General features: G+C 64.2%; 20 protein-coding genes and 1 pseudogene. 4 read left to right on the plus strand and 17 right to left on the minus strand.

Annotated features, from left to right (window positions below; genetic code table 11):
• Positions 1-32 precede the first annotated feature (32 nt).
• A complete protein-coding gene (locus P7B02_RS11370; RefSeq protein ID WP_277786456.1) occupies positions 33-4,025 on the minus strand; it encodes a hypothetical protein in 3,993 nt (1,330 codons plus the stop codon).
• 315 nt (positions 4,026-4,340) lie between these two features.
• On the opposite strand from P7B02_RS11370, the gene P7B02_RS11375 reads away from it, so the two are divergent.
• Positions 4,341-4,895, plus strand: a complete 555-nt coding sequence (locus tag P7B02_RS11375) for a recombinase family protein (RefSeq protein WP_277786457.1) — start codon at positions 4,341-4,343, stop codon at positions 4,893-4,895.
• A gap of 213 nt (positions 4,896-5,108) precedes the next feature.
• On the opposite strand, the gene P7B02_RS11380 is transcribed toward P7B02_RS11375, so the two are convergent.
• The 6 genes from P7B02_RS11380 to P7B02_RS11405 are packed head-to-tail and all read right to left on the minus strand — an operon-like array spanning position 5,109 to position 9,400.
• Positions 5,109-5,273: a hypothetical protein gene (locus P7B02_RS11380; RefSeq protein ID WP_277786458.1), complete on the minus strand. Its 165-nt coding sequence runs from the start codon at positions 5,271-5,273 to the stop codon at positions 5,109-5,111.
• 11 nt (positions 5,274-5,284) lie between these two features.
• Positions 5,285-5,440 carry a hypothetical protein gene (locus tag P7B02_RS11385; RefSeq protein ID WP_277786459.1) on the minus strand — a complete coding sequence of 52 codons (156 nt, stop codon included), beginning with the start codon at positions 5,438-5,440 and terminating at the stop codon, positions 5,285-5,287.
• A 12-nt stretch (positions 5,441-5,452) separates the two neighbouring features.
• The gene (locus P7B02_RS11390) at positions 5,453-5,860 is read right to left on the minus strand and encodes a hypothetical protein (RefSeq protein ID WP_277786460.1); all 408 of its coding nucleotides are present in this window, start codon (positions 5,858-5,860) and stop codon (positions 5,453-5,455) included.
• A complete protein-coding gene (locus tag P7B02_RS11395; protein WP_277786461.1) occupies positions 5,844-6,836 on the minus strand; it encodes a hypothetical protein in 993 nt (330 codons plus the stop codon). Before P7B02_RS11395 ends, P7B02_RS11390 begins: the two co-directional genes overlap by 17 nt.
• A gap of 6 nt (positions 6,837-6,842) precedes the next feature.
• A complete protein-coding gene (locus P7B02_RS11400; protein WP_277786462.1) occupies positions 6,843-7,766 on the minus strand; it encodes a TniB family NTP-binding protein in 924 nt (307 codons plus the stop codon).
• The gene (locus P7B02_RS11405; protein ID WP_277786463.1) at positions 7,763-9,400 is read right to left on the minus strand and encodes a Mu transposase C-terminal domain-containing protein; all 1,638 of its coding nucleotides are present in this window, start codon (positions 9,398-9,400) and stop codon (positions 7,763-7,765) included. The genes P7B02_RS11400 and P7B02_RS11405 overlap by 4 nt, the downstream gene beginning before the upstream one ends.
• Before the next feature lie 481 nt (positions 9,401-9,881).
• Between P7B02_RS11405 and P7B02_RS11410 the strand changes: the two genes are divergently transcribed.
• Positions 9,882-10,517, plus strand: a complete 636-nt coding sequence (locus tag P7B02_RS11410) for a hypothetical protein (RefSeq protein ID WP_277786464.1) — start codon at positions 9,882-9,884, stop codon at positions 10,515-10,517.
• A gap of 59 nt (positions 10,518-10,576) precedes the next feature.
• A complete protein-coding gene (locus tag P7B02_RS11415) occupies positions 10,577-11,143 on the plus strand; it encodes a hypothetical protein (RefSeq protein ID WP_277786465.1) in 567 nt (188 codons plus the stop codon).
• A 203-nt stretch (positions 11,144-11,346) separates the two neighbouring features.
• Here P7B02_RS11415 and P7B02_RS19700 read toward each other — a convergent pair.
• Positions 11,347-11,547: pseudogene (locus P7B02_RS19700) on the minus strand (hypothetical protein); the annotation flags it as partial.
• A gap of 265 nt (positions 11,548-11,812) precedes the next feature.
• Between P7B02_RS19700 and P7B02_RS11420 the strand changes: the two are divergent.
• Positions 11,813-12,268 carry a hypothetical protein gene (locus tag P7B02_RS11420; RefSeq protein WP_277786466.1) on the plus strand — a complete coding sequence of 152 codons (456 nt, stop codon included), beginning with the start codon at positions 11,813-11,815 and terminating at the stop codon, positions 12,266-12,268.
• A 98-nt stretch (positions 12,269-12,366) separates the two neighbouring features.
• Here the strand turns inward: P7B02_RS11420 and P7B02_RS11425 are convergent, their stop codons facing one another.
• The 9 genes from P7B02_RS11425 to mobA all read right to left on the minus strand — a co-directional run bounded on the left by P7B02_RS11425 (position 12,367) and on the right by mobA (position 22,790).
• Positions 12,367-12,828, minus strand: coding sequence for a nitrate reductase associated protein (locus tag P7B02_RS11425; protein ID WP_277786467.1), 462 nt, complete (start codon positions 12,826-12,828; stop codon positions 12,367-12,369).
• Positions 12,825-13,610, minus strand: coding sequence for a uroporphyrinogen-III C-methyltransferase (gene cobA, locus P7B02_RS11430; protein WP_277786468.1), 786 nt, complete (start codon positions 13,608-13,610; stop codon positions 12,825-12,827). The genes P7B02_RS11425 and cobA overlap by 4 nt, the downstream gene beginning before the upstream one ends.
• Positions 13,600-16,263, minus strand: coding sequence for a nitrate reductase (locus tag P7B02_RS11435; RefSeq protein ID WP_277786469.1), 2,664 nt, complete (start codon positions 16,261-16,263; stop codon positions 13,600-13,602). Before P7B02_RS11435 ends, cobA begins: the two co-directional genes overlap by 11 nt.
• 1 nt (position 16,264) lies before the next feature.
• Positions 16,265-16,600 carry a nitrite reductase small subunit NirD gene (nirD, locus tag P7B02_RS11440; RefSeq protein WP_277786470.1) on the minus strand — a complete coding sequence of 112 codons (336 nt, stop codon included), beginning with the start codon at positions 16,598-16,600 and terminating at the stop codon, positions 16,265-16,267.
• Positions 16,597-19,047 carry a nitrite reductase large subunit NirB gene (gene nirB, locus P7B02_RS11445; RefSeq protein ID WP_277786471.1) on the minus strand — a complete coding sequence of 817 codons (2,451 nt, stop codon included), beginning with the start codon at positions 19,045-19,047 and terminating at the stop codon, positions 16,597-16,599. Before nirB ends, nirD begins: the two co-directional genes overlap by 4 nt.
• 10 nt (positions 19,048-19,057) lie before the next feature.
• A complete protein-coding gene (locus P7B02_RS11450) occupies positions 19,058-20,281 on the minus strand; it encodes a nitrate/nitrite transporter (RefSeq protein WP_277786472.1) in 1,224 nt (407 codons plus the stop codon).
• A gap of 233 nt (positions 20,282-20,514) precedes the next feature.
• On the minus strand, positions 20,515-21,444 hold the full coding sequence (locus tag P7B02_RS11455) for an ABC transporter substrate-binding protein (RefSeq protein WP_277786473.1): 930 nt from the start codon (positions 21,442-21,444) through the stop codon (positions 20,515-20,517).
• The gene (locus P7B02_RS11460; protein WP_277786474.1) at positions 21,437-22,018 is read right to left on the minus strand and encodes an ANTAR domain-containing response regulator; all 582 of its coding nucleotides are present in this window, start codon (positions 22,016-22,018) and stop codon (positions 21,437-21,439) included. The genes P7B02_RS11455 and P7B02_RS11460 overlap by 8 nt, the downstream gene beginning before the upstream one ends.
• Positions 22,019-22,103: 85 nt before the next feature.
• Entirely contained in the window at positions 22,104-22,790 is a 687-nt protein-coding gene (gene mobA / locus P7B02_RS11465; RefSeq protein ID WP_347276649.1) for a molybdenum cofactor guanylyltransferase, read from the minus strand.
• Positions 22,791-23,209: the final 419 nt, after the last annotated feature.

Genomic DNA, 23,209 nt, shown 5'->3' on the forward strand with positions numbered 1-23,209 from the left:
CGCCGGATCAAGGTCGGCAGGCGAATTGGCCGTCACGCGCCCGCATACCTGTCGCGCAAGTACGCCATCGCCTGCTCGCCAAGCACGACATCCACATATGGGGCTGCGGCTATAAGTACATCTGCGAGGAGCTGCCCGCCCTCCCGATCGGACGCCAAGGCCTTCTCGATGGCCTCGCTCGCCGAAGACGGATTGAGGAGTGCAAATCTCTGGTGCTGGAGCACGAACGACCACTTGCGCCGCGCCCAGTCTGTAATCAGCGCATCGGAGGGTTCCTTGAACGCCGGGTTTTCGAGCCACCCAAGCAGATAGAAGCCAGCGACGAAAAGCTCTGCTGGGGCCACGGCTTGCTGATCGGCCAACTTGCGCCAGGCGCCGACGACCACAGCGGCGCGGTCCGTGCGCTCGTCGTTGAACCGCTGCCAACCCTCCGGATAGCCAAGGTCATGCAGGTGGCGCGAGACCTCCTGAACCGTCGCGATGGCGTTGGTGCGACCACTCAGAGCGCCCGTCAGCAGCACATAGACCAGAACACCATCGACCAAGTCCGCGGCGCTGCCCGCAGCATTCGGTCCTGGCGCTGGAATGGGACCCGCTACCGCCTCCAGATGCTCGGGCCGCGACGCACCTTGATCGCTCAGCCAGAGCCGAATGCGCAGGTAGTCTTCGGCTGCGCGAGCAAGCTGATGCATGTCCCAGCAAATTGCGGCGTTATCCACGCGACGGCGAGCGGCCAACGCCTCGCATTCCAAGACGACCTTGCCCTTGAGGCGATCTTCCAGCCGAACCGCTTGGCCGGCCTTCCCTCCAATGGCCTCGTCGGCCTCGGCGATCAGGTACCAGGCCGCCTCAATCGGGGCCACCGGCTGCGTCGCGAAATCGGGGTCAGGATCAGGATTGCTGCAAGATCCTGACGGGACCTGCTGGTCCTCGTCGCTGCCGAACGATGTCCCCGTGAGCGACGAACACAGACACATCGTTGCGTGCCCGACGACCCTATGGACGTACTTGGCGCGCAAGGAGCTTTCCGGATCGATCCGTTCGAGACCTTCCAGGCTTCGCGCCATCAGACCGACAGCCTCGACAGGATCACCCTCGCGAGAAGCCGCGACCGCCGCGTCCGCCAAAAGACCGACCGCCATCGGCGCCATGGTTTCGGAGTTCACATTCGATGCAGCCAGGTGAGCGGCTTCAAACCATTGCCGGGCATCAGAAAACCGTCCGAGTTCACCGGCGCAGATCCCCGCTTCGCGGAGCACAAATGCGCGCTCGACACCATCGCCTTGCAGATCGTCGATAAAGCTCTCAATCAGCTCCAGCGCCTGAGCGTGATTTCGGCCGCGATAGAAAAGCTTGGCTCGGGCCCGGGAAATCGCGACGCTGGAGCCGAACTTTTCCTCGGCTGCCTTCAGCACCGCAAGCGCATCGGATTTGTGCTCCAGGTACTCGTCGTACATCACGGCTTGCGCGATCAGAGCCTGCTGCGCCAGGGCCGGCTCCTTCCACGTCTCCGCCATCGTGGCCATCCTGGCGTACGACCCTGCGGCGGCGGCGGCGTCCAACGTCCCCTTGTCATTGTCCGCCACCCAAGCGCGGCTGACGAGAAGCGCTCGGTCGTCGCGATCGGCGTTGACGCCGGCCAGCAGATCACGGCGACGCTCGGCGGGAAGCCGGTCCAGAAGGTTGAACGTGTGTTCCAAGGCGTCGACGGAGGGGACGCCCATCGCAAGGTTCATGAACATGAACCCCAAGATGTTATCCGGCCGGTCCTTTCCACCCGCTTTGTACTCAGCGACGAGGGCTTCCAGATCGGGACGGCTTTGCATTAATGACGCGAAGCGCGAGAGGTAGGTCACCCAGTCTGGAACATCGCGAGCGAACGCCTTCGACATGAGAATCTTGCTCAAGGCCATAACCTCGAGCTGCTCGCGCCGCTTTTCCTCGATTGCGGCGCTCTCCCGCTCAAAAGCCTCCCAGATCACCCCAAGCGGGCCGCCGGCGGGCGCCTCGGCCTCGACAATCAACTGAGCGAGCCGAAGAAGTTGGCTGACCACGAGATCGGCCGGAAAAATCGGACCGTCCGTCTTGAGCGCCCTCAGCGGCATCAACCAGGTCGATAGCGAAGGAAGTTGATTGATCGACGTGCCCAATATCGCCAGTGCGATCTTCGTCAGCACAGAAGGAGATGGCGCGGCCAAAGCATGGACCAGCGCGACCCCAACTTGGGTCACATCGAGACCACCTTCCGGGGTCAATCGATCGGCGACGAAACTATGAACTGAAGACTGCTCGGCCTGCGTCAAGTTGACCGCGCCGCAACCGATCAGAAGCGGTGACAGGCGCAGTTTCCCGTCCGCCAGTCGATCGATCCACGGTCCTATGAGACCGTCGATATGAGCGCCGGCGTCAGGGATAGGCGGCGGCAGCGCTGCAAGTTCTATCGCCATCGAGCGATCGAAGCGCCCCATCATCAGCCCAAGGCGATTGATCAGGTTGCGCGCGTCCGGCGCGGCTGCCCTGATCAGCCGGCGACGAGCCGCATCGCGTTCATCACCCAACGCAAGGTCGCCGATACTCATGGCGGTCAGGTCATCACCGCCCTGGGCGGTCCATCGCCGGCGGCGAAGATCGGCGATCAAGGCCTGGACGAGCTGGGGGTGGCCAGGCCCGCTGGCGAGATAGATTTTTCGCGTCCAAAGATCCGGATCGCCGTCAGCATCGGCGACAAGCTGGGCCACCTCCGCGACGGACAGATGCCCGATCAGAACCTCCGAATCCGCGCGCAAGCCCATGGCATCGCGCACCCGAGCGGACGGTCGCGTGTAGCTGGTGATGACGATCCGGCGATCTCGCCGGCGCAAGGCGGCGATCAGCCGAGCAAGGCCGCGTTCGACCGACGGGTTCGTGTGGTCGTTGAGATCGTCGAGGACGATCCCGTCAAAGATATTGGTGGCGGTGACGCCGACAAGCTCATCCAGCCTGGCCTCAAGCTCACGCCCCTCGAGATTGTACAGGTCGGCGATCCGCCAATCGCCGCCCACAGCGTCGCAGCCAAGCCGGACGAGCAAGGATTTGCCGGTTCCGGTTCCCCCATGGATCCACGCCGCACTTTCCTCGCCAAGGGCCCGAAGGACTTCACCGACCGCGAGGGTTCGATGCGCCAGAATTGACGGGAGCGGCGTCGCGCTGAGCGAGGGCAGCATTGGCCTGGGTGCAGCGGCGACGCGGCCCTGCGCCTGAGCAAGGAGAGTTTCCATCTGGCGGCGCGGCAAATTGATCGTGGCTGCCGCCTCAACCCGGCTCGTCAGATCCGACGCTGAAAGCGCTCGCAAACCCGGCTCGATCACGGTGCGCAGGGCCGCCACAAGGAGCGTATCGCCCAACTGTCGCGCCTCTTGGGGCGTCAGCTCATGACGCGATCCAAGGCTGAGCAACGCAAGGTCGAATTCCTGTTGGACAGTCGCCATGTCAGGCCGCCCCACGTCCCAGTGGATGCGGCTGAGCATGTCCTCCCGAAGCTCGACGTCATTACGCTTATCTATGAACTCTTTTGTTTCAGGCTTAAGGGCGAGACCGTCGAGCACCTTTCGCAGTGGAGCCACGTCCGCGCCGGCCGCAGCCTTGCGCCAATACTCCAGCCCCGCGATACCGGATGGCCGATCGGCCTTTGCACGCTCAAGGCCGATCTCGGCCGTCGAAAGAAATCGAACCCTCACTGTGCGGCTTGGGTTTCGGTCGATGAGATCAACCAGGGAGTCGATCGCTGCGATGACATCGCCGTGTCGCAGCGTCAGGCTGGCCGAAGCCGCCGTGTCCTTGACCTGGACGGCGTCCAGCGCTTGGCGGGTGGCGACCGCATAGTCCTCCGCCACTTCGAGATGGAGCGTTTCATCTGGCTTCAGGTCCATCCAGGCCAGAGCGCTCAGATAGATCTGGTAGGCATATCCCCGGATCGAGGCGATCGCCTCGCGCGACGGATCCCCCGTTACGGGCTCGACCAGCCTTTCTCCGGCGGAAAAAACCAAATCTCGCCCCTAGAATCGCGTTCGCTGCACTTTTCGCATTTCCGCGACCAAGACGTCGAGGACCGCCGTTCTTCCGCTGCTCATCGCCCCATTGAACTATCACCGCCCTGTCCACCCGGACGCCGATCTGGTCGTAGCACGCGAGCCAGCGACGCCCTCGCCCGATCGCCGGTCTCTAAAACCACCCTTTTCCGGACAGCGAAACGGATTGGACTCCCGATCAAATAAAATCGGCTGCCCCCAGTCCGAAAACTCTGTTGCGAAATCAAAGGCTCGAAACTTGCGTTCCGGACGAGTTTTCGGACTTTGTTGCGTATGCTCATCGGCTACGCCCGCGTCTCGACGAACGAACAGAACCTCGACCTTCAGAAGGACGCGCTTCTGGCGGCGGGTTGCGAACGCATTTTCGAGGAGAAGGTCAGCGGCAGCCGTGAGGACCGGACGTCGCTAAGCGCTGCACTCTCCCACCTGAGGGCTGGCGACACGCTCGTTGTGTGGAAGCTCGACCGCCTGGGGCGCACTGTCCGTCAGCTCGTCGAGTTGGTGAGCAAGCTCGAAAAGCGGGGCGTCCACTTTGCGAGCCTCACCGACCGGATCGACACCTCGACCGCCTCCGGCCGCTTCTTCTTCCACGTAATGGCGGCGCTAGCGGAGATGGAGCGCGACTTAGTCCGCGACCGTACGCGCGCGGGCCTGGCAGCTGCTAAGGCGCGCGGGCGCCACGGCGGCCGGCCCCTAAAACTCTCTGGTTTGCAAATCGAGCATGCCAGGCGCCTCCTGGCCGACCCGACGATCACCGGAACGGATGTGGCGAGAACTCTGGGGGTTGCCCGGTCGACGCTTTACCGTTCAGTCGGAAAGGCTATTTGACCGTCGGGACCAGAGCCGCGCTGAAACGGAGGCCGAGCGCGGCTAGAGCTTTGAGAACCCGCGACAGGCTTGGATCGCGTCGGTGCATGAGAGGCAGGCCCTTGTTAGCCAGCATCCCGTTCAAAGCATTCCTGACGCTACAAGCGTCGGCTTGCGCCAGCGCTTCGTTCAAGTCGTCGTAGAGGTCGCGTTGTGTCGACGCCACGGCAAACCCTATTTCTTCGTTTCCCGTTTGTCGGACGCACGGTCCGCCGCAAGCGCTTCGATAGTGAGATCACGCAGCCCTCGAACGGTGGCCGTAATAGGCATGAGCGCAGCGCGAAAGGCCAGCCGTGCCTCTTGGAGGATGAATGTCCGGATCGTCGAAAGATCGCCCATCGACGTATCTCCTAAAGTCTCGCGTCCGGGGTGGAGATTGCGGCCTCACGCTCGTCTTTGACGTTGCTTCTTAGGCTCTCAACCCGCTTCACCAGGAACCAGGCAGAAATTCCGGCCAGGATCACTATGGGCGTCATAGCAATCATGGCTATGTCGAAGCTGCTCATCGACGAACCCTGTCACCTAACGGCGTCGGTCAACTGCAAATCGGCCCCATACTCCTCCAGGACTGTTGTCAGCACAACATTGGAGGCAAACTGCTCGCGCCTATCCAGCTCAGCCTTGAGCTGCCGATGGAAAGAAGGCTCCAACCAAAGTGTAATCTGGGTGGCCGACGTCGGAGGCCCCCTTAAGAAGGGCTCATCAGGCAAGCGGTCGGCCACAAAACGAGCGAGTGCTGACTGATAAAGATCGTTGACCCGTTCGCCGCGCTCGAGCGCGATCGCACGCATGCGTCGATGCAGCAGGGCTGGCAGGCGCACGGAGAGGGCGACCCTCCCCTGCTCAGCAAATGATTTTGGTTTCGCGGCCGACGGCATTGCCGAATCAGAAACTGCGTCGGCCCAATTATCAAGGGCGCTCAACATACAGCTGGCCGTGCATATGAACTCGACGGCTCAAATGTGCGATCACCATATCGTTCAGGGGGGGCGGCCACTGCCTGCGCATACAGTCGAGCATACGCAGCTGGAACGGCGTCATCTCGTTGATCGCCACGGACCAGGGCGACGCCATGGTTCGCGTAAGGTTGCGGGTTGAAGCTCCGTACAGCCCCGCCTCCCAAACCCTCATGGTGGCGGTGAGCTCGGCTGAAGGGCGACAGAGCAACAGCGCCGCAGCGACTAGAGCGTGGCTGCGCATGGTCGCGCCGAGAGTGCTTAGCGCCTCGAGATCAGCTGCCAGACTGCACGCCGTGGAGCGCCTCAGGCGCTCACGAGAGACCCAGTCGCTGAGGCTCCAGAAGAAGCCACGATCCGAGACCAAGACAAGAGCGAGATCGAGACCGACGCGGCGAACCATCTCGGGTTCACTCACAAGGAAATGGCCTGGCGCCCGATTGCTGAGGCCCATCATCACCGATTGAAACTGCAAAACCAGGTCGGGCACCGGAAAGGCGTGTCGCTCCACTTCGACATTGGTCGGCCGACGACGCGGCAAAAACTCCTCGCCAACTTCTGAGAGCAGGCAAGCATGGTCGGGACAGGCGGCCGCGAAAACGCTGTTGTCGCGCGCCCGTAAAACCGTGCGGCCAATGCGGTCATGGTCAAGCTGAGCGTAGTGAAGGCAGATCTGCCAGCGTTTGGTGCGGCCGGGGTTGAGTCGGTATTGAGCTAGCGGCTGGGCCCTGCAGGCCTGAGCGACAATGCTGCGCAGCTGCGGGACCGTGGTTTCGGCGCCCTTTGCCAGTAGCCTGAGAAGTGACTCCTCCGGCCGCCAGTCCAAATCCCCGGCAGGACGGTCGATCAGGGCCGCGATCGATGTGCCCTGCCCGCGCGCGATGGCGTGGATCCATCCGCTAAGCAATTCGCCTGGTTCAGGGCTCGCGGCGTAGGCGAACAGCATTGGCGGTCAACCGCGCCGACGGCGGTCACGGGCCGACTCGCGGGCCTCGCTCGCGGTGGGGATGAAAGCGCGACCTCCCCTCGCCGCTTCCAATTCGTGGACGCTGATGACCTCGGAGCCTGTCTTGATAGCGATCCGAGCAGCGTCTTGGAGCAACATCACAGCGTCGTGGGTGATGTCGCCACCGTCGTCGAAGACGCGCTCGATCAGCGCTCGGTTGACCACAGTGGGGAGACGCAGGGGCATGCCTGCGAGGTACGCGGCTATAAACCCACTGTACTCAGATTTGCACGGCCAGGGCTCCATCAAGATTCGGCGAAAGCGCCGATTGAGCTGGATATCTTCGTCCAGTACATTCGCCACTACTTCAGTGCCAGCTAGCACCACAGGGACCATTGTCTCGTTGGTCAGCCACTTCAGCGCATGGCGAAAAGCAATGACCGCAGAGCGGGGGAAATCATCGACGTTGCCAGTCTCGTCGAGGATGATCACCCGCGTGCCAGCCTCCTCGAGAAGTTCGACAAGTTTGCGAAAGCGAGCGCCTGTCGACCGAGGTAACGCAAGCTTGTATCCGAGCTTTCTGATCATCTCTTCGATGAGCCAAGGAATGCTCGGTTCAGCCGGGTATTGCAGATACAACACCGGCACCTTGAGCATGCCCTGCTTGTCGCGGTAACTGGGGTGACGTTCCTGGAAGCTCTTCAGAATGAACGTCTTGCCGATGCCTGGTGGCCCCAGAAGCGCCAGGCCGACGGCGCGGAGCGTCTGCTTCCTTCGATACTGGATTTCGAGCTCTTCACCGACGAATAGGAAGGTCGGCGTAGCGACGATCCGGTCCTCATCGATGTACCGCAGGCGTGCCTTGTCGGAGCGTGCTGCAATCCTTGCGATACGCGGATCCAGATGTGGATACGGGTTCTCCGTCGTCATCGCGACCACCATTGATAGGTTGGAATGATGAGGGCGTCGTCCGGCTGTTCTTCCAAAGGCCCTTCGACCCGAACGTCTCGATCCTGCGGCGCCTGTGCGGCCATAGGCGCTGGTTTGAAATCGGCGAAGCGGCGGTCATCCGCTGCGTGACGGGCTCGAAGCCGGGTTGGGCCGCGCGGAGGCGTGACGTCGGCTATGGCTGGCGATGGCGTCCATAGGTGGTTGGTGTCGCGCGCCACCTTCAGCTGAGAGAGCAAGGCGCTGTCGCGAAGCCCGCGGGCGCTGGCGCGCTCGCCCTTTCGCCACTCTTTGTAGCCGTAGAAATCCGTCGGCGCGGTCGTATGTACGACGCGTGGGACAGGCGCTGGCGGCTGACCGTCACGCAAGAGCCAGACTTGGCTGATGTCCCTCGGGTCGAACGCCACCTCAACCTCTTTGACGCCCTCCAATTTCAGAACCGCGACCTCAGTCGAGCGATAGAGTCCCCCGAGGCATTTCAGGCCTTCAAAGCCGATCTTCGGAAACCGACGTGGCAGAAAATGGATGAAGGTCTCGAAGGGGCTGATGGGCACCTGGGCCATGACCCCAGGCTGGCCGATCGCCGCCTCCCAAAGCGCTAGAGGCGGCGGCTTCATGCCCTCGTAGGTCTCGTTGTTGTGCGCTGTGACGATGTTGAGCATCTGGCGTTGCGCCTGCTCGAACGTCATCTCCGTGGGTCGACGACCTCCGTGAGCCTCGAGATGCTGTGGGTTGCTGAGCGTCGCGCCCTGGAGTCGGTGGATCTGCTCCTTCCACACGCCAAAAACCCGCTCGATGTGAGGCCGCTTGTCCGGATCGCCGGGCGGGCCAATGACGAGCTCGCCGCCGCGCTTAGCCAGCGCGGCTCTGAGCCCCTCGCTTTCGAACTCCCCGTCGGCCAGCAACTGCAGCGGAGTGCCGTGCGGCTCCCACGTGCCAGGAAGATCGTACTGCTGCAGGAGCTTCGTCTTCGGCACGGACATCAGCGCCATCGCAAGCGCCACCGTCGAACTGCTCGGTCGCAGCGGCGATAAGAATGCCGCAAGGGTCACACCAGTGCACAGATCCTTGGCAGCGGTGACAGTCGGCCGAAGTGCGACCCGACGAGATCCGATGTCGAACCAGACGTGGGCATCGAAGATCGTATGATCGATCATCACGATCTCCAGCGGTCTGCTGGCTGTGATCTCACCGCGTTGCAGAGCCACGTTACGATCGCCATGCCGGCCGTAGCGGGCACGCTGGAAATGCGGGAAATTTTTGGCTTCCACCGCCTTGGCGAGGCGGCGTGCCGAAGAAGGCTTGGGCTGCTCCTCAATGGGCAACCCTTCGGCGATCAGCGCGCCCTCGATCTCACGGGCCGTTAGCGAGAAGTTCTGCGGATGACGGGCCGCTCGATAGACTTCCCTTTCGATGACCTGATGTACGAGCGGCGCGAATTTGCTCGTTCCCTTCTTGCGCCCACGCTGCCGTGGTCGCCACGCGTCGTAATTCTGATGCTGGCGGGCCCTCCGTATATCGCGGCGGAGTGTGTCGATCGAGATGTTGAGTTCTGCTGCCGCAGCGCTGAAGTCTCCCCAGCCAAGCAGCCCTGACACGAACTTGCGAGCGGCCATGAAGCGCTTCGGCAGGTTCTCATCCCACGCCCTCTGGCCAGCCATAGGCGCTCCCTCTCAGTAAAGCGGCACAAATCAAATGCCGATTCATTATGTGAGAGTCAATATCGGAGTCGACACGTGGAACTGGCAATTCATACACCGCGCAGGGTATATTTGCGGTTCTATGTCATGGGCCTTCTAGTGCCTTTACATTGCTCAGGTGATAATTTGCGTGATGCGAAATACATGGGCTAATCTCAGGTGCAGTGTCAGTCTTCCAGAAGCCCTTTGGGTCGCGCCCTGATCCCCAGTAAAGCGCAAGGTGACGACCAGTGGACTTCATCAGACCCGATCGCAGTTGCGTCATGATGCGATAGTCTCGATCATAAACTGAACACGTGTTGGTCACCCGACCGCGGAACGGCTCAGTCCAAATTCCATCGAACGGCGGTCTCGACGTCGGCCCTCCGACTCAACGATGCTGGCGACGGAGTGGCAGATGACATCAGAAGAAATCTTGTCGTGGTCGACGGTGGGAGCGAGCGTTGCGACCGCGCTGTCCTCCGCAGTCCTGACGTTCCTCACCTGGTTGCTGTTTAAAGCGACAAAGCGAATGGCCGAAGCCACGAGCGAGCCGACCATCACCGCTACGCTTGAGCCGAGCCGCTGGTCGATGATCCATATGGAGCTGTGCATCCAGAATGGCGGAACCGGGCCTGCTTACGACGTTCAAATTTCATTTGATCCGCCGTTGAGCAGGACCGACGACCGTGGACAATCCGTGCCCCTTCCTATCAACAGCATCAGTGTGCTGCGGCCGGGTCAGGTGCTCCAGAACTTCGTTGGCGAAGGAGCTGGGCTGATAGGCAACGCTTACAACGTGGCTATCCGTTACCGAGCGAAGCCTGCCGGCAGGATGCTCTTGTTCAGCTATCGGCTTTCCCTTGAACACTATCGCGATTTTATCCAGCTCGGCAGCGGCGACCCCTCGGTCAAAACCGCGGAAGAGCTCAAGAGGCTGCGCGAAGTTATGGATCGTTTCCGCCAGGGCCGGACCAAGGTCGATGTCTTCACGCAGAAGGATCGGAGTGCTGAGCATGATGCTCTGCGGCGCAGGCTTGAAGGTGGCGAGTAGCCGATCTGAGACTAGCGCCCGTCCACTCGTTGGGCAGGCTCCACCTACAGGTCCTTCAAATGATAGCGATCGCTGAACGCATCGAGATGATGACCCGCAACGTAATCGCGGGGTGCCTACACTACGATTTATGGGCAGCGCACATCAGACAGGAAGGCTGGGATCGGTCAGAGCTCTATCGCGAGACCATGCCCGATCTGTGGTCGGTAACTTCCCTCGCCCACCGGTACGCCTTCTACAATCGCTTTGGCGCGGCCTACGTTCAGAGCAAGGGCAACAACACCCTGCCCCGTCTCGTACGCGAGGTCGCGGAGACGGGCATGGGAGACCTCACGGCGGGTCGGGCCGCGCTCGCCGAAGCCGAGCCGATCTTTGAAAAGATACGACACCTGAGGAATAACATTTACGCACACCAATCCGCGAAGCTGCGGGTCGCACAAGTGTATGCCGAGGCTGAGTTCACGCTGGATGAGGCCGCCAAGGTCTCGACTCTATCTGTGGACGTGGTGAATGGTCTCCGGGACGCAGTCGGGCTCGATGCGGTCGAGCCCAGCCGCTCACATCTGGATCAGTTTGAGGCTATGCTGATAGCGTTGGACGCCTTCGATCCTGGCTTGATCTCGTGACTCAGCATGCCGCGCCGACTGCATATCCGCAGCCCTAGCATGGTGCTCAGTCGTTGGCCGAAGAACGCCGGCGCGTGGTGATCGAGACCTAGCTGGGCGCCGGCCTCAGCCCACCGACTACGGCTACAGCTGGCGTCCGTCGGGCAGCCATTACGGCGCGGGTTTGTCCTCCCCGCGATACTGGGCATCAGATACCTGTTCCATCAAATCGACCGACTTGCCGTTGAGTACCTCGGCGATGGCGGGTGGCTCATCGGGCTGGCGAGGCCCGCCCCGTGCCAGTGACGCTGACTGCGAGCTATGGTGACGATGTCGCCGGGCCGAACCCCTTGAACCGCATCGCCTTCGGCCTGCACGCGGCCGATGCCCTCGGTGATGATCAGGGTCTGACCCAACGGGTGCGTGTGCCAAGAGAAGTGCGGGCACCAGCGCTGAAGCGCACTAGGGCGCCCGCGGCGCGCCCCGGGCTTGGGCCGCGAAGGGGCCGGACACTTCGACCTGTCCGGGGAAGTTCTCCGCCGGCCCCTGTGAGGCTTTTAGTCACCTGAAAAGGAGCACCATTTATGGTGCGATTAGGCGCCCCTATCCTGTTGAAGCGGCCTAGAAGCTGCATCTATTACGAGAATATGGGGCATCAAATGCGGTCGGTGACGCTGCTTCAAAGACGGCTTGCCGGTTGATCGCCTCGACCCACGTGCTTTGATGGACGCCATGCAGGTCACGACACTCGATTTTGCACCGGACGGTCAAAGCCGCTGGGCCGGCATGGGCGATTACATTCTGCGTTCGCCTGACGGCGGTCACGAAATTGCGCTGCGCTACTTGGGCGAACCGCCCCACGGCGATAGCTACCATGAGCTCCAGGTCGATGGCGTGAAGCTCCCTGGTTATGCCTGGGTCTGCAATTTCGCCTTCACGCCGGATTCGAAGTTCCTGGCCGCAAATTGGATGGCCGAATGTTATGAACGAAGGACCGTCGTTATAGACGTTCATGAGCGGCGTTTTGCGGTTCTTCCCGAGCACCTTGTGAACTTTGCGTTCAGCGAGGAGCAATTGGTCGGAATCGGCGAGAGTGTCGGGAGTTCCTTTTCGATTGCAGCGGTTGGAGAGTGGACGCGCTTTTGATGGGCATCGGCTCTCGAGCAGTCCACGTGCAGCAGCGTGCAAAGCGGCGGGCCGGTGCGCGTTCTCAAGAAGCGCGGGGACGCCATTGAATTTACTCACTAAATAATGCCGAACTCGCGCATTGCCGGCACGAAGTTGACGTTGTCGTGGTTGTCTCGGGTCAGTTTCAGCAGCGCGAACCGCTGCAATTCGGTGAGGCCGGACCACTGTGCTGGCGCCGGCGGTGAAGCCTTGATCGATCGGGCGTGGATGGCGACGATTTCGGGGACGCTGTCAGACTGCTCCCACAGGGGCTCTGGCGGGTTGGTCAATGCACCAGCCACCTCCCCTGCACGGCACGCCACCAGCTCAACGAGCAGGCGTCGATAGTCGCCGATCTCCCGGTGTGTTCGGCAGGGCGTCCGCAGCAGTTGCTGGCGATCGTCCAGCGTGAACCGGCTCCACTGTCGAAGCGTGAGCTTGATCGCCACCCGGTCGAGCTTCATGCGGACCGCCATAGGTATGCATCTCAAGCTGGCGACGAAGTCGCTTTCGAAGGCGAACAGTTGCTCATCGCTCATAGGCGGGCTTCCTTGTCGGCTTGGAGGAATGTCGTCGCTCGCCAGGCCGAGGAGCGCGCCGCCACCTCGCCCACGATCACGACCACGGGACCATCGAGGTCTTCGGCGGCAAGCTGCGCCGGAAGCTCGGAGAGCGTGCCGCCGATCGCGCGTGCCGTGGCCCGGCCAGCATTTTCAATCGCGAGCACCGGAGTAGAACCGCGCCTTCCGGCCGCGATCAGGCGTGCTGAGGCTTCGGCCAGTTTCGAGCGCCCCATATAGAGCGCCAGCGTGGTCTCTCGATCCGAAGCGCCTGCCCACCCCTCTTCCGTGAGCCGGCCGTCAGCCGTGGTCGCCGTGGCGATCACCAGGCGACGGGCTTCGGCGCGATGGGTCAAAGGCACGTCGAACTGGGCTGCGGCGGCGCAGGCGGCGGTCACGCCGGGCACGACGTCGACGTCTATCTGGTGGGCGCGAAGGAAGGCCGCCTCCTCCCCTACCCGACCGAAAATCGACGGATCTCCCCCCTTGAGGCGAACGACCGTCAGGCCCCGCCTGGCCAGCCGAAGCATCAGGCGATTGATGGTCTCCTGCTTCATGCTCGTGCGCCCTGCCCGCTTGCCCGTCTGGATCTTGAGGCAGGCGGCCGGGGCGAGGCTGATGACGTCGTCGCAGACGAGAGCGTCATAGAGTACCGCCTGAGCGCTTCGGATATGGCGAAGCGCCCGAACGGTGAGCAGGTCCGCGGCTCCCGGACCCGCGCCCACCAGGCTGACCCTGCCGACAGCCTTTTCACGCGGCATCTTGATTCGCCATGACGAGGGTCTCCTTGAGGATGCGGGCGATTTGCGGCCGGCAGGATCCGCAGGCCGAGCCGGCGGCCGTGGCGTCGGCGACGGTGTCGACGTCCCGTGCTCCGGCTCTGGCGGCGGCCACGATCTTGTCGGCGCGGACGCCGCGGCAGGCGCAGACGACCGGGGAATTGGAGTGCGGCTGGCCCGGCGCGCGTCCGATCAGCAGGTTGAGGCGGTCGAGGTCATCGAGGCAGGGCTTCTCGAAGAGCTGCGTCAGCCATTCACGAGGCGGAAGCCGGCCCCCGGTCGTTGCAAAGAACACCCGGTCCAGCCGCCCCTCGTTCAGATAGGCCTCCCTGAGGCTGCCCGCGGAGGCGTCTTCCAGCCGAAGAACATCGCGCCCGGCGCCTTCGACGAGCCGTCGCCGAAGGGCCTCTCGCTCGCGAACGTCGCCGCGACCGGCGAACTCGTGCAGGTGACAGCCGTCCTGAGTGATACGGCGCCAGATCAGGTCGCCGGACATCGAAAGTTCTGGCCGGCGGCCGATATAGAACCCGCGCCAGGTGTCCCTGTAGGGACGCACACGCGCAGGGGTGTGCTTGAACTCCGGCTGGCCCGATCGCGGGTCGACGGCGGCGGCGACAAGCGGATTGACCCGGCCGGATGCCGCGTAGGCGCTTGTCCAATGCATCGGCATGAAGGCGCAGCCCGGCGTCTGACGATCTGTGAGGCGCGCCACGACAACCGCCTCGCCGCTGCGCGTCTGCACGCGCGTCAGCTGTCCGTCGCATACGCCCGAGGCGGCGGCGTCGTCAGGATGCAGCTCCACGAAGGGTTCCGGCTCGTTACGGCAGAGCTCCGGAGCAAGGCCGGTGCGCGTCAGGGTGTGCCAGTGATCGCGCACCCGGCCGGTGTTGAGCGCCAGGGGATAGACCTCGCAAACCTCCCGGGCCGGTCCTCGCGGGCGCACCGGGTTCATCCTTCCGCGGCCGTCGGCTGTCTCGAAGCGACCATCGGTAAAGAGGCGCGGGGTTCCGCCTGCGGCGGTGACCGGCCACTGGACCGGCTCCAGCGCGTCATAGGATTGGGGCGTCATCCCGGTCAGCCCGGCAAGATTGAGCGTGCGCCCGTCGTTCTCATAGGCCGTCAGGCGCGCCCATTCTCGGAAAATCTGTGCCGGCGAGCGCCAGTTGAAGCCGTCGGCGAATCCCATGGCCTGCGCCACGTCGGCGATGATCCTCCAGTCCGCCCTTGCTTCTCCGGGCGCTTCGAAAAGCGCCCGCTGACGGGAGATGCGCCGCTCCGAGTTTGTGACCGTTCCATCCTTTTCGCCCCAGGCCAGGGCCGGCAGGGCGACATCGGCGAAGGCCAGGGTGTCCGTGTCCGCCATGACGTCGGAGACGACCACGAACGGACAGGCCTTGAGCGCCTGGCGCACCCTGTGCGCATCGGGCAGGCTGACGGCCGGGTTGGTCGCCATGATCCAAAGGGCTTTGATGCGGCCGTCGGCCGCCGCCTCGAACATGTCGACCGCCTTGAGGCCCGGCGTCGCCGCTATCGTCGGGGCGCCCCAGAAACGCTTGACCCTGCGCCGCGCGGCCTCATCGAAGTCCATGTGGGCGGCCAGGGTCGTGGCCATGCCGCCGGTCTCGCGTCCGCCCATGGCGTTGGGCTGGCCGGTGATCGAGAACGGACAGGCGCCAGGCTTGCCGATGCGGCCCGTGGCCAGATGGGCGTTGATGATGGCGAGGCCTTTAGCGACGCCCTGGGCCGACTGATTGGCGCCCATGGAAAACAGGCTGACCGTCCGGGGCGTTCGGGCGAAGAGTGCGTAGAAGCGCTCCAGATCCGCAATCTTCAAGCCGCAGTCGACGGCCACCGACGCGATCGACTGATCGTCCTGCGCCAGCGCTTGCTCGACCTCATTCAGCCCGTTGACATGATCGTTGATGAACCCGCGATCGATGGCGCCGCGCCGGATCAGGTCGGCCAGAAGGCCGTTCCATAGCCGCACGTCCGTCTGGGGGTGGAGCGCCAGGTGCAGGTCCGCCATCTCGGCGGTGTCGGTCCGTCGCGGATCAATGACCACATGCTGCTGGCCGCAGGCCTTTGCCGCCTCCATGCGCCGATAGAGCACAGGATGCGTCCAGGCGGCGTTATGGCCGCTGAAGACGACAAGATCGGCGATCTCCAGGTCCTCGTAGCAGCCCGGCACCAGATCGGCGCCGAAGGCCAGCTTGTGAGCGACCACGGCCGAAGCCATGCACAGGCGCGAGTTGGTGTCGATGTTGCCTGAGCCGATGAAGCCCTTCATCAGCTTGTTGGCTGCGTAATAGTCTTCTGTGAGCAGCTGGCCTGAGACATAGAAGCCGACGGCGTCGGGCCCATGGCGGTCGATTGTTTCACGAAAACGCTGCCCGACGAGCCCCGCGGCCTCCTTCCATGAGGCCCGCCGCCGGCCGATCGATGGGTGCAGCAGGCGGCCATCGAGGCCGACCGTAGAGCCCAGCGCGGCGCCCTTCGAGCAAAGCCGCCCCAGGTTGGCCGGGTGAGCCGCATCGCCGGAAGCCTTCAGGAGGCGGTCCCGTGGCGACACGGCCAGGCCACAGCCGACGCCGCAGTAGGGGCAGGTCGTGCGCACCGGGCCCCCTTCCCCGTCCATGTCAGATCCGCCCCAGCAAAAGACGGCCCAGTTCCACGCGCAGCGGCACCTTGGGCGCACAGCCCTTTCCGTGGTCGGCGCCCATGGGCTCGCCGGTGGCCAGGTCGATGTTCCACCCGTGGAGAGGACAGGCGACCGCACGACCGTGGACAATGCCCTGGCTCAAGGGACCGCCCTTGTGCGGGCAGGCGTCCTTCAGGGCGAAGACGGCTCCGTCTCCGGTGCGGAAGATGGCGATATCGCCATCGGCTGTGGGCACCCGCCTTGCGCCTCGCAACGGGATATCGGTGACGGCCCCCACGTCCGTCCAGACGATCGTGTCCAGTGTGAGCGTCATGCCGGGGCGAACTCCATGCGGCGGCTGAGCGGATTGAATTCGTCGGCGTCGCGGCCTGCCACGCGCTCGGCCCAGGGGTCGATCCTTGAAAAGCGCTGCGAATAGGCGAAGCGGTCGTAGAGCGCCTGGCGCAGGCCCTCGTCCTCTACATGCCGGCGGATGTGCTCGAGGCCGACCCGATCCACCCACTTGTAGATGCGCTCCAGGTAAAAGCCCTCCTCACGATAGAGCTGGGTCGCCGCGCAGATCACCCAAAGGGCCTCGCGCTCTCCGACGGCCTTGGTCAGCAGTTGCGTGCCCTGGATGTGCAGCCCGGCAGCGCCGCCGATGTGGATCTCGTAACCGCTGTCGACGCAGACCACGCCGATGTCCTTGCAGGTGGCTTCGGCGCAGTTTCGAGGGCAGCCCGAGACCGCAAGCTTCAGCTTGGCGGGGGTCCAGGAGCCCCACATGAACTTCTCAAGCCGCACCCCAAGGCCGGTGGAGTCCTGCGTGCCGAACCTGCACCAGTCGGATCCCACGCAGGTTTTGACGGTGCGCAGGCCTTTTGCGTAGGCGTGTCCGCTGACCAAGCCCGCAGCGTTCAGATCTGACCAGACCGCCGGGAGGTCATCCTTGCGCACGCCAAGAAGATCGATGCGCTGGCCGCCGGTCACCTTCACCGACGGGATAGCGAACTTATCGACCACATCGGCGATGGCGCGAAGTTCCGCGGCGCTGGTCATGCCGCCCCACATGCGGGGGACGACCGAATAGGTGCCGTCCTTTTGGATGTTGGCGTGGACGCGCTCATTGATGAAGCGCGACTGCTTGTCGTCGCGGTACTCGCCGGGCCAGGCGCAGAGCAGGTAGTAGTTCAGCGCCGGCCGGCAGCTGGCGCAGCCGTCGGGGGTGGTCCACTCCAAGGCCTGAAAGACCGCGTGCAGCGATTTGAGCCCGAGATCCACGATCGCTCGCCGGGCATGCTCATGGCCATGATGCGTGCAGCCGCAGACCGGCTTTGGACCCGCCTGCGTCTTGAACCCGTCGCCCAAGGTGAGCTTGAGCAGCTTCTCAACGAGGGGCGTGCAGGAGCCGCAGGAAGCCGAGGCCTTGGTGACAGCCTTGACCGCATCAAGCGTATTGAGGCCTTGGCCCGTAACCGCCGCTACGATCGCGCCCTTGCAGACGCCGTTGCAGCCGCAGACTTCGGTGTCGTCGGCCATGGCTGCAACGGCCGCGCTAGGGTCCAGACCTCGAAGGCCCTCCGTGGCGGCCTGACCGAAAATCAGGGTTTCTCGCATATCGGAGACCGCGGCGCCCGAGCGCATGAGGTCAAAGTACCAGCCGCCGTCGGCCGCCTCCCCAAAGAGCACCGCGCCGGCGAGGCGCCCCTCTTCTATAACGAGGCGCTTGTAGACGCCGCGCCCGGCGTCCCGAAAGACGATGTCCTCGCAGCCTTCACCGCCGGCGAAGCGGCCCGCCGAGAAGACTTCGACGCCTGAGACCTTCAGGCGTGTCGACAGCACCGTGCCTTCATAGGCGCCAAGACCGCCGGTGAGCCCGAGGGCGAGGCTCTTGCACATCTCCCAGATGGGCGCGACGAGCCCATAGATCTGGCCGCGGTGCTCAACGCATTCGCCGACGGCGAATATGTTCGGATCGGACGTACGCATGGCGTCGTCGACGACCACGCCGCGACCGATCTCAAGACCGGCGGCCCGGGCGAGCGCCACGTTCGGACGGATGCCGACCGCGAGAACGAGAAGCTCGCAAGGCAAGGTGCGGCCATCCTTCAATCGAAGGCCGGCCACTTGGCCATCGCGCCCGACAATTTCTTCGGATTGGGCGCCAAGGACGGTCTCGACGCCGCGAGCGCCAAGCGCTTCGGCGAGAAGATGGCCGGCCGACGGATCAAGTTGGCGCTCCATGAGCACGTCCATCAGATGGACGACGGTGGCCTCCATGCCCCTCCTGGCAAGACCGTAGGCCGCTTCGATCCCCAAGAGCCCGCCGCCGATCACCACGGCCCTGCCGCCTGCGTCCGCGGCCGCGACCATGGCGTCGACGTCATCGAGGTCACGGAAGGCCACCACGCCTTTCAAGCCGATCCCCGGCAGGGGCAATCTGACGGGATCGGATCCTGTGGCGAGGATCAGCTTGTCGTAGGGCGCCGTGATGTCCCCTGCCCTGACCTGACGGGCCTGTGCGTCTATGGCGTCCACGGCTCGGCCGGCGTGCAGGGTGATGTTGTTGTCCTGGTACCAGGACAGGTCATTGATGATGATGTCCTCGAACCGCTTCTCGCCGGCCAGCACGGGCGACAGCATGATGCGGTCGTAGTTCACCCGGGGTTCGGCCCCGAAAATGGTGATCTCATAGCGGTCCGGGTCGCGCTTGAGAACTTCCTGAACCGCGCGGCATCCGGCCATGCCATTGCCGATGACGACGAGCTTTTGCTTGACCATGGCGGTACTCCTAGAGGCGCAGCGGCGCGGCGGCCGGACCGGATATCCCCGCCCATGTGCGCCTCCACCGGCCCTTGACCCCCGTGAGGCCAAGGAGCGCGATGAGGCAAAGCAGGGAGAAGGCCAAGATGCCGGCCTGATAGGATCCGGTCGCCTGTTTGGCCCAGCCCAGGCTGGAGGCGAGGTAGAAGCCCCCCAGCCCTCCGGTCATGCCCACTAGTCCGGTGACGACGCCGATCTCCTTGCCAAAGCGCTGAGGCGCAAGCTGGAAGACTGCTCCATTGCCGGCGCCCAGGACGATCATGGCCGACATGAGAACCATCAGAGCCATGTGCTCGTCGGCGGCTTGGAAGCTGGCCGCGGCTAGCAGCAAGGCGGCGAGCAGGTAGACAGCCGTCAAGGTGCGCACGCCGCCGAACCGGTCAGCCAGGCCTCCCCCGACCGGGCGGGCGAAGGAGCCGGCAAACACGCACGCGGCGGTGAACAAGCCGGCGGTCACGGCCGGCAGACCATATTCGGCGTTGAAGTAGATCGTCAGCGAGGACGACAGCCCCACAAAACCGCCGAAAGTGACGCCGTAGAGCGCCATGAGCCACCAGGCGTCCTTGATCTTGAGGACCTCAAGATACTGGGCGAGCGCCTTTGGCTGAGGCCGCGCCGGCGGGTCCTTGGCGAAGACCGCAAAGACGATGAAGGCGACCATCAGGGGCGCGACGGCCAGCCCGATGACGTTGGTCCATCCGAAGGCCTGCGCGAGCCCCGGCGCAAAGAGCGCCGCCAGAGCGGTTCCGGAATTGCCGGCTCCTGCGATGCCCAGAGCGAGACCTTGATGCTCCGGGGGATACCAGCGCGAAGCCAGCGGCAGGGCCACGGCGAAGGAAGCGCCGGCCACGCCAAGCACACAACCCAGGGCCAGGACTTGCGGATAACCGCCGACCCCAAAGAGCCAGGCGACGCCCAGACCGATCATGACGACGAGCTGACCGATGATGCCGGTGGTCTTGGGGCCCAGATGGTCGACCATCACGCCCGCGACCAGGCGCAGGAGCGCGCCGGCGAGAACAGGCAGAGCGACCATGAGGCCCTTCTGCGAAGGCGTAAGGCCAAAATCTTCGGCGATGGCGACGCCCAGCGGGCCGAGCAGGACCCAGACCATGAAGCTGAGGTCGAAATAGAGAAAGGCTGACAGGAGGGTCGGCGTATGACCGGCCTTCAGGAACGCGCGGTTCAGCATAGCGGGAGGCCCCGTGCAGATATGGACGGAAGCGGCGGCGTCGCCGTGGCGCAAAGCAGCTCATCATCGAGCTGCCGGTCGCAATGAGCCGCGAACGCCGTTGTCCTGGGCCTTGACCCCATGACGGATCGCTCCGCGGCCGCCGTCACCTCTTCTTGCAGCGGCCAACCTCGACGACGGCTACATCGCGGAAAAATCAGGCGCCCCGACGCGGCTTCTGATCGGTTTTGTGGCTAAGTGAGAGGCGCGAAGACCTGACTGGCGGCCTCAACCGTCTGCTCAGGGCCGGCGGCCGCGCCCCAGCGGAGCATCTGCTCGGTCTGCCGCGCCACGGCCTGGGGCGGAGCTTGGGCGACGGCGAACCGGATCTCGTCCAATGCAGCGCTGGCGGTGGTCGCGACGGGGCCTAACGCCTCGGGCGTGCTGAGGAGGCATACGAGCTCTGCACGGTTTGCCGGGTGCCGGGCCCAGGCTGCAGCATCTTCCAGCGCTGCGACGACCGCGGCCAAGCGGTCTGACTGCCGCTGCAGAGGCGAGTCGGCGAACGCAAAGACCTTGTCGAGGGCGCCGGGCTGGAGCTGGGAGGCCCTCGCCGCGACCTTAGCGACGCCAGAGGCCTGGGCGGCCAGATTCCATGGCTCACCTGCACAAAAGCCGTCTATCGCCCCGCATTCGAGGAGCTCGCCCATACGGGCTGGCGGGGCGACGGTGATGCGTACATCGTTCACGGGATCGACGCCGGCCGCCGCGAGCCAGTCGCGAAGCAGGTAGTTGTGCAGCGCGTGCGGATAGACGACCGCGAAGGTCAGCGGGCCTAGCCCCGCCTCCCGGCGGCCGGCGACGTGCTGCGGCAGCGTCAGCCCGTCGACCTCCAGCCGACGTGACAGCGTGATAGCCGCGCCGCCTTCGTTCAGCGTAACGGGCGCGATGAGCCGGTTCGGCTCGCTGGCATCTCCAAGACGCGCCGCCAGCGCCAGAGGGGCCAATAGATGCGCTCCGTCCAGCGCGCCGACCGCCAGCTTGTCGCGCACGGTGGCCCAGGAAGCCTCCCGGCGCAGATCAACCTTCAGATCACGCGCCGAAAAGAAGCCCTTGTCTTTGGCCACGATGAGGGGGGCGGCGTCGAAGAGCGGCAAGAAGCCAAAGAGCAGGTGATCAGCCATCGGCTTCCCCCTTCAGGATGTCGGCGAAGGCGAGAAGGTCGGCGGCGACGGCGCCCAACGGGCGCCCTTTGTCCATGGAAAGCTTGCGCAGCAGCCTGTACGCAGCCTCCTCATCCAGACCGCGCTCACGCATCAACAACGCCTTGGCGCGTTCAACGGACTTGCGTGAAGCCAAGTCGGCCTTGGCCTTCTCCAGATCGAGTCGCAACTGATTCATGAGCGCAAAGCGGCTCATGGCCACCTCGAGCACCGGGCGGACCCGTGCCGGAGCCAGGCCACCGACGACATAGGCGGCCACGCCGGCCCGGACCGCTTCCTCGGCAAGACCGGGCTCGGATCGATCGACGAACATCACCACGGGGCGCGGGTTGGCGTGGCTGGATTCGCGCAGGCTCTCCAGGGTGTCCCGATCCGGGCTGTCGGCGGCGACGACTACGACATCAGGTCCAAAGGCGACGGCCTCCTGCTCGTCGAGAACCGTGAGATGCCGTACTTGCAGCGGCTGCACGCCGCCAAGCCCTTCGATCACGAGCGCGGCGCGGGCTGGATCGGGATCGACGATAAGCACGCGCATGGGGATTTCATAGGACGGTGCGCCGCCGTACGCAGGCCCTCATCGCAATCCGGACAGTCACACCGTTCAAGTGCTCAGAAATTGATCATCGCGGTCGGCGCTCCCAAGCCGCGTCCGGCGCGGCGGGCGCTTGAAGAAGACGTTCACGCTCGACGGGTGTGTTGGCCCCTCTGAGCCGCTCCCGGGCTTCAGGCGCAGGCGCCAGCCTCCTCAAGCCAGCGCGCTCCGCCAGACGCGCCAAGGGCCATCCGCATTGCGCATCCTCCGCCAGGGCGTCGAGTGCGATCACCATCGGCAGATGCAGGCCCTCGAAGGCCGCTCCCGGGTCGCCAGCGCTAAGCAACGGCACGAGATCTTTGACCTCAATGGTCGGTGCATCCACCGCCAGGATAAGCGCGCGGTGAATGCCAAGAGCCCGCAGGGCCGCGGCTCCGGCGAGCACGCCCCCGACTGGTCCAAGTTGCGGGTCTTCCACCTCCCCACCCGGCCCTACGACGAGGATCGGGTCGGCGCCCACAGCCGCTGTAGTCGATCGGCAGCGCTGCAGTGCCGACCGCCCCCACCAGTCCAGCCCACCTTTGTCTGCGCCCATGCGGGTAGAAGCGCCTCCGTTGAGGATCAGGGCTCCGAGCTCATCTATGGCATGCATGCGATCTCCTTGAGGCAGCATCGCCTGATATTTCGGCGCCGCTTGCGAGCAAGCGCAAGAATGGCGCTTGCGCCCTTGTCCAATGTGCCGGCCGACCTCTGCTGCTGGGACGCAAAGGAGCATCGTCGTGTCACCGTTGTCCGACCATCAAACGCAGCTGGTTGCGCTTGCCTCACGGCAGGCCGCTCTTGAAGACATGCTGGTGGCTTACACGCGAGTGATTGCCAGAGTTCGTGGCGCGGAGGACAGGGGTCCTGCGATCGCTGCAGGGTTGGCCGAGCTACATGGGTGGCTTGCGGAGGCCGGTCGCGAGACCTCAATTGAGCTAGCGCTTTTAAGGGAAACACCCCCGCCAGCTGCAATCGAGCAAGCCCGTCCCGCATTCAACCGCCAGCGGTGGGGCTGGCTGAAGGGGCTTTGGGGCTAACACAGCGAGGTTGGCTGTCCCCGTTCCAGACCAGCAGCTAATGCTTCCTGGTCCGGCGGCTATGCGCCAACTGCGGAAGTTGGCTTAGCTGCACGAACTGGACATTCTCGCGGTC

Source organism: Caulobacter segnis (assembly GCF_029543125.1).
Classification (GTDB): domain Bacteria; phylum Pseudomonadota; class Alphaproteobacteria; order Caulobacterales; family Caulobacteraceae; genus Caulobacter; species Caulobacter segnis_D.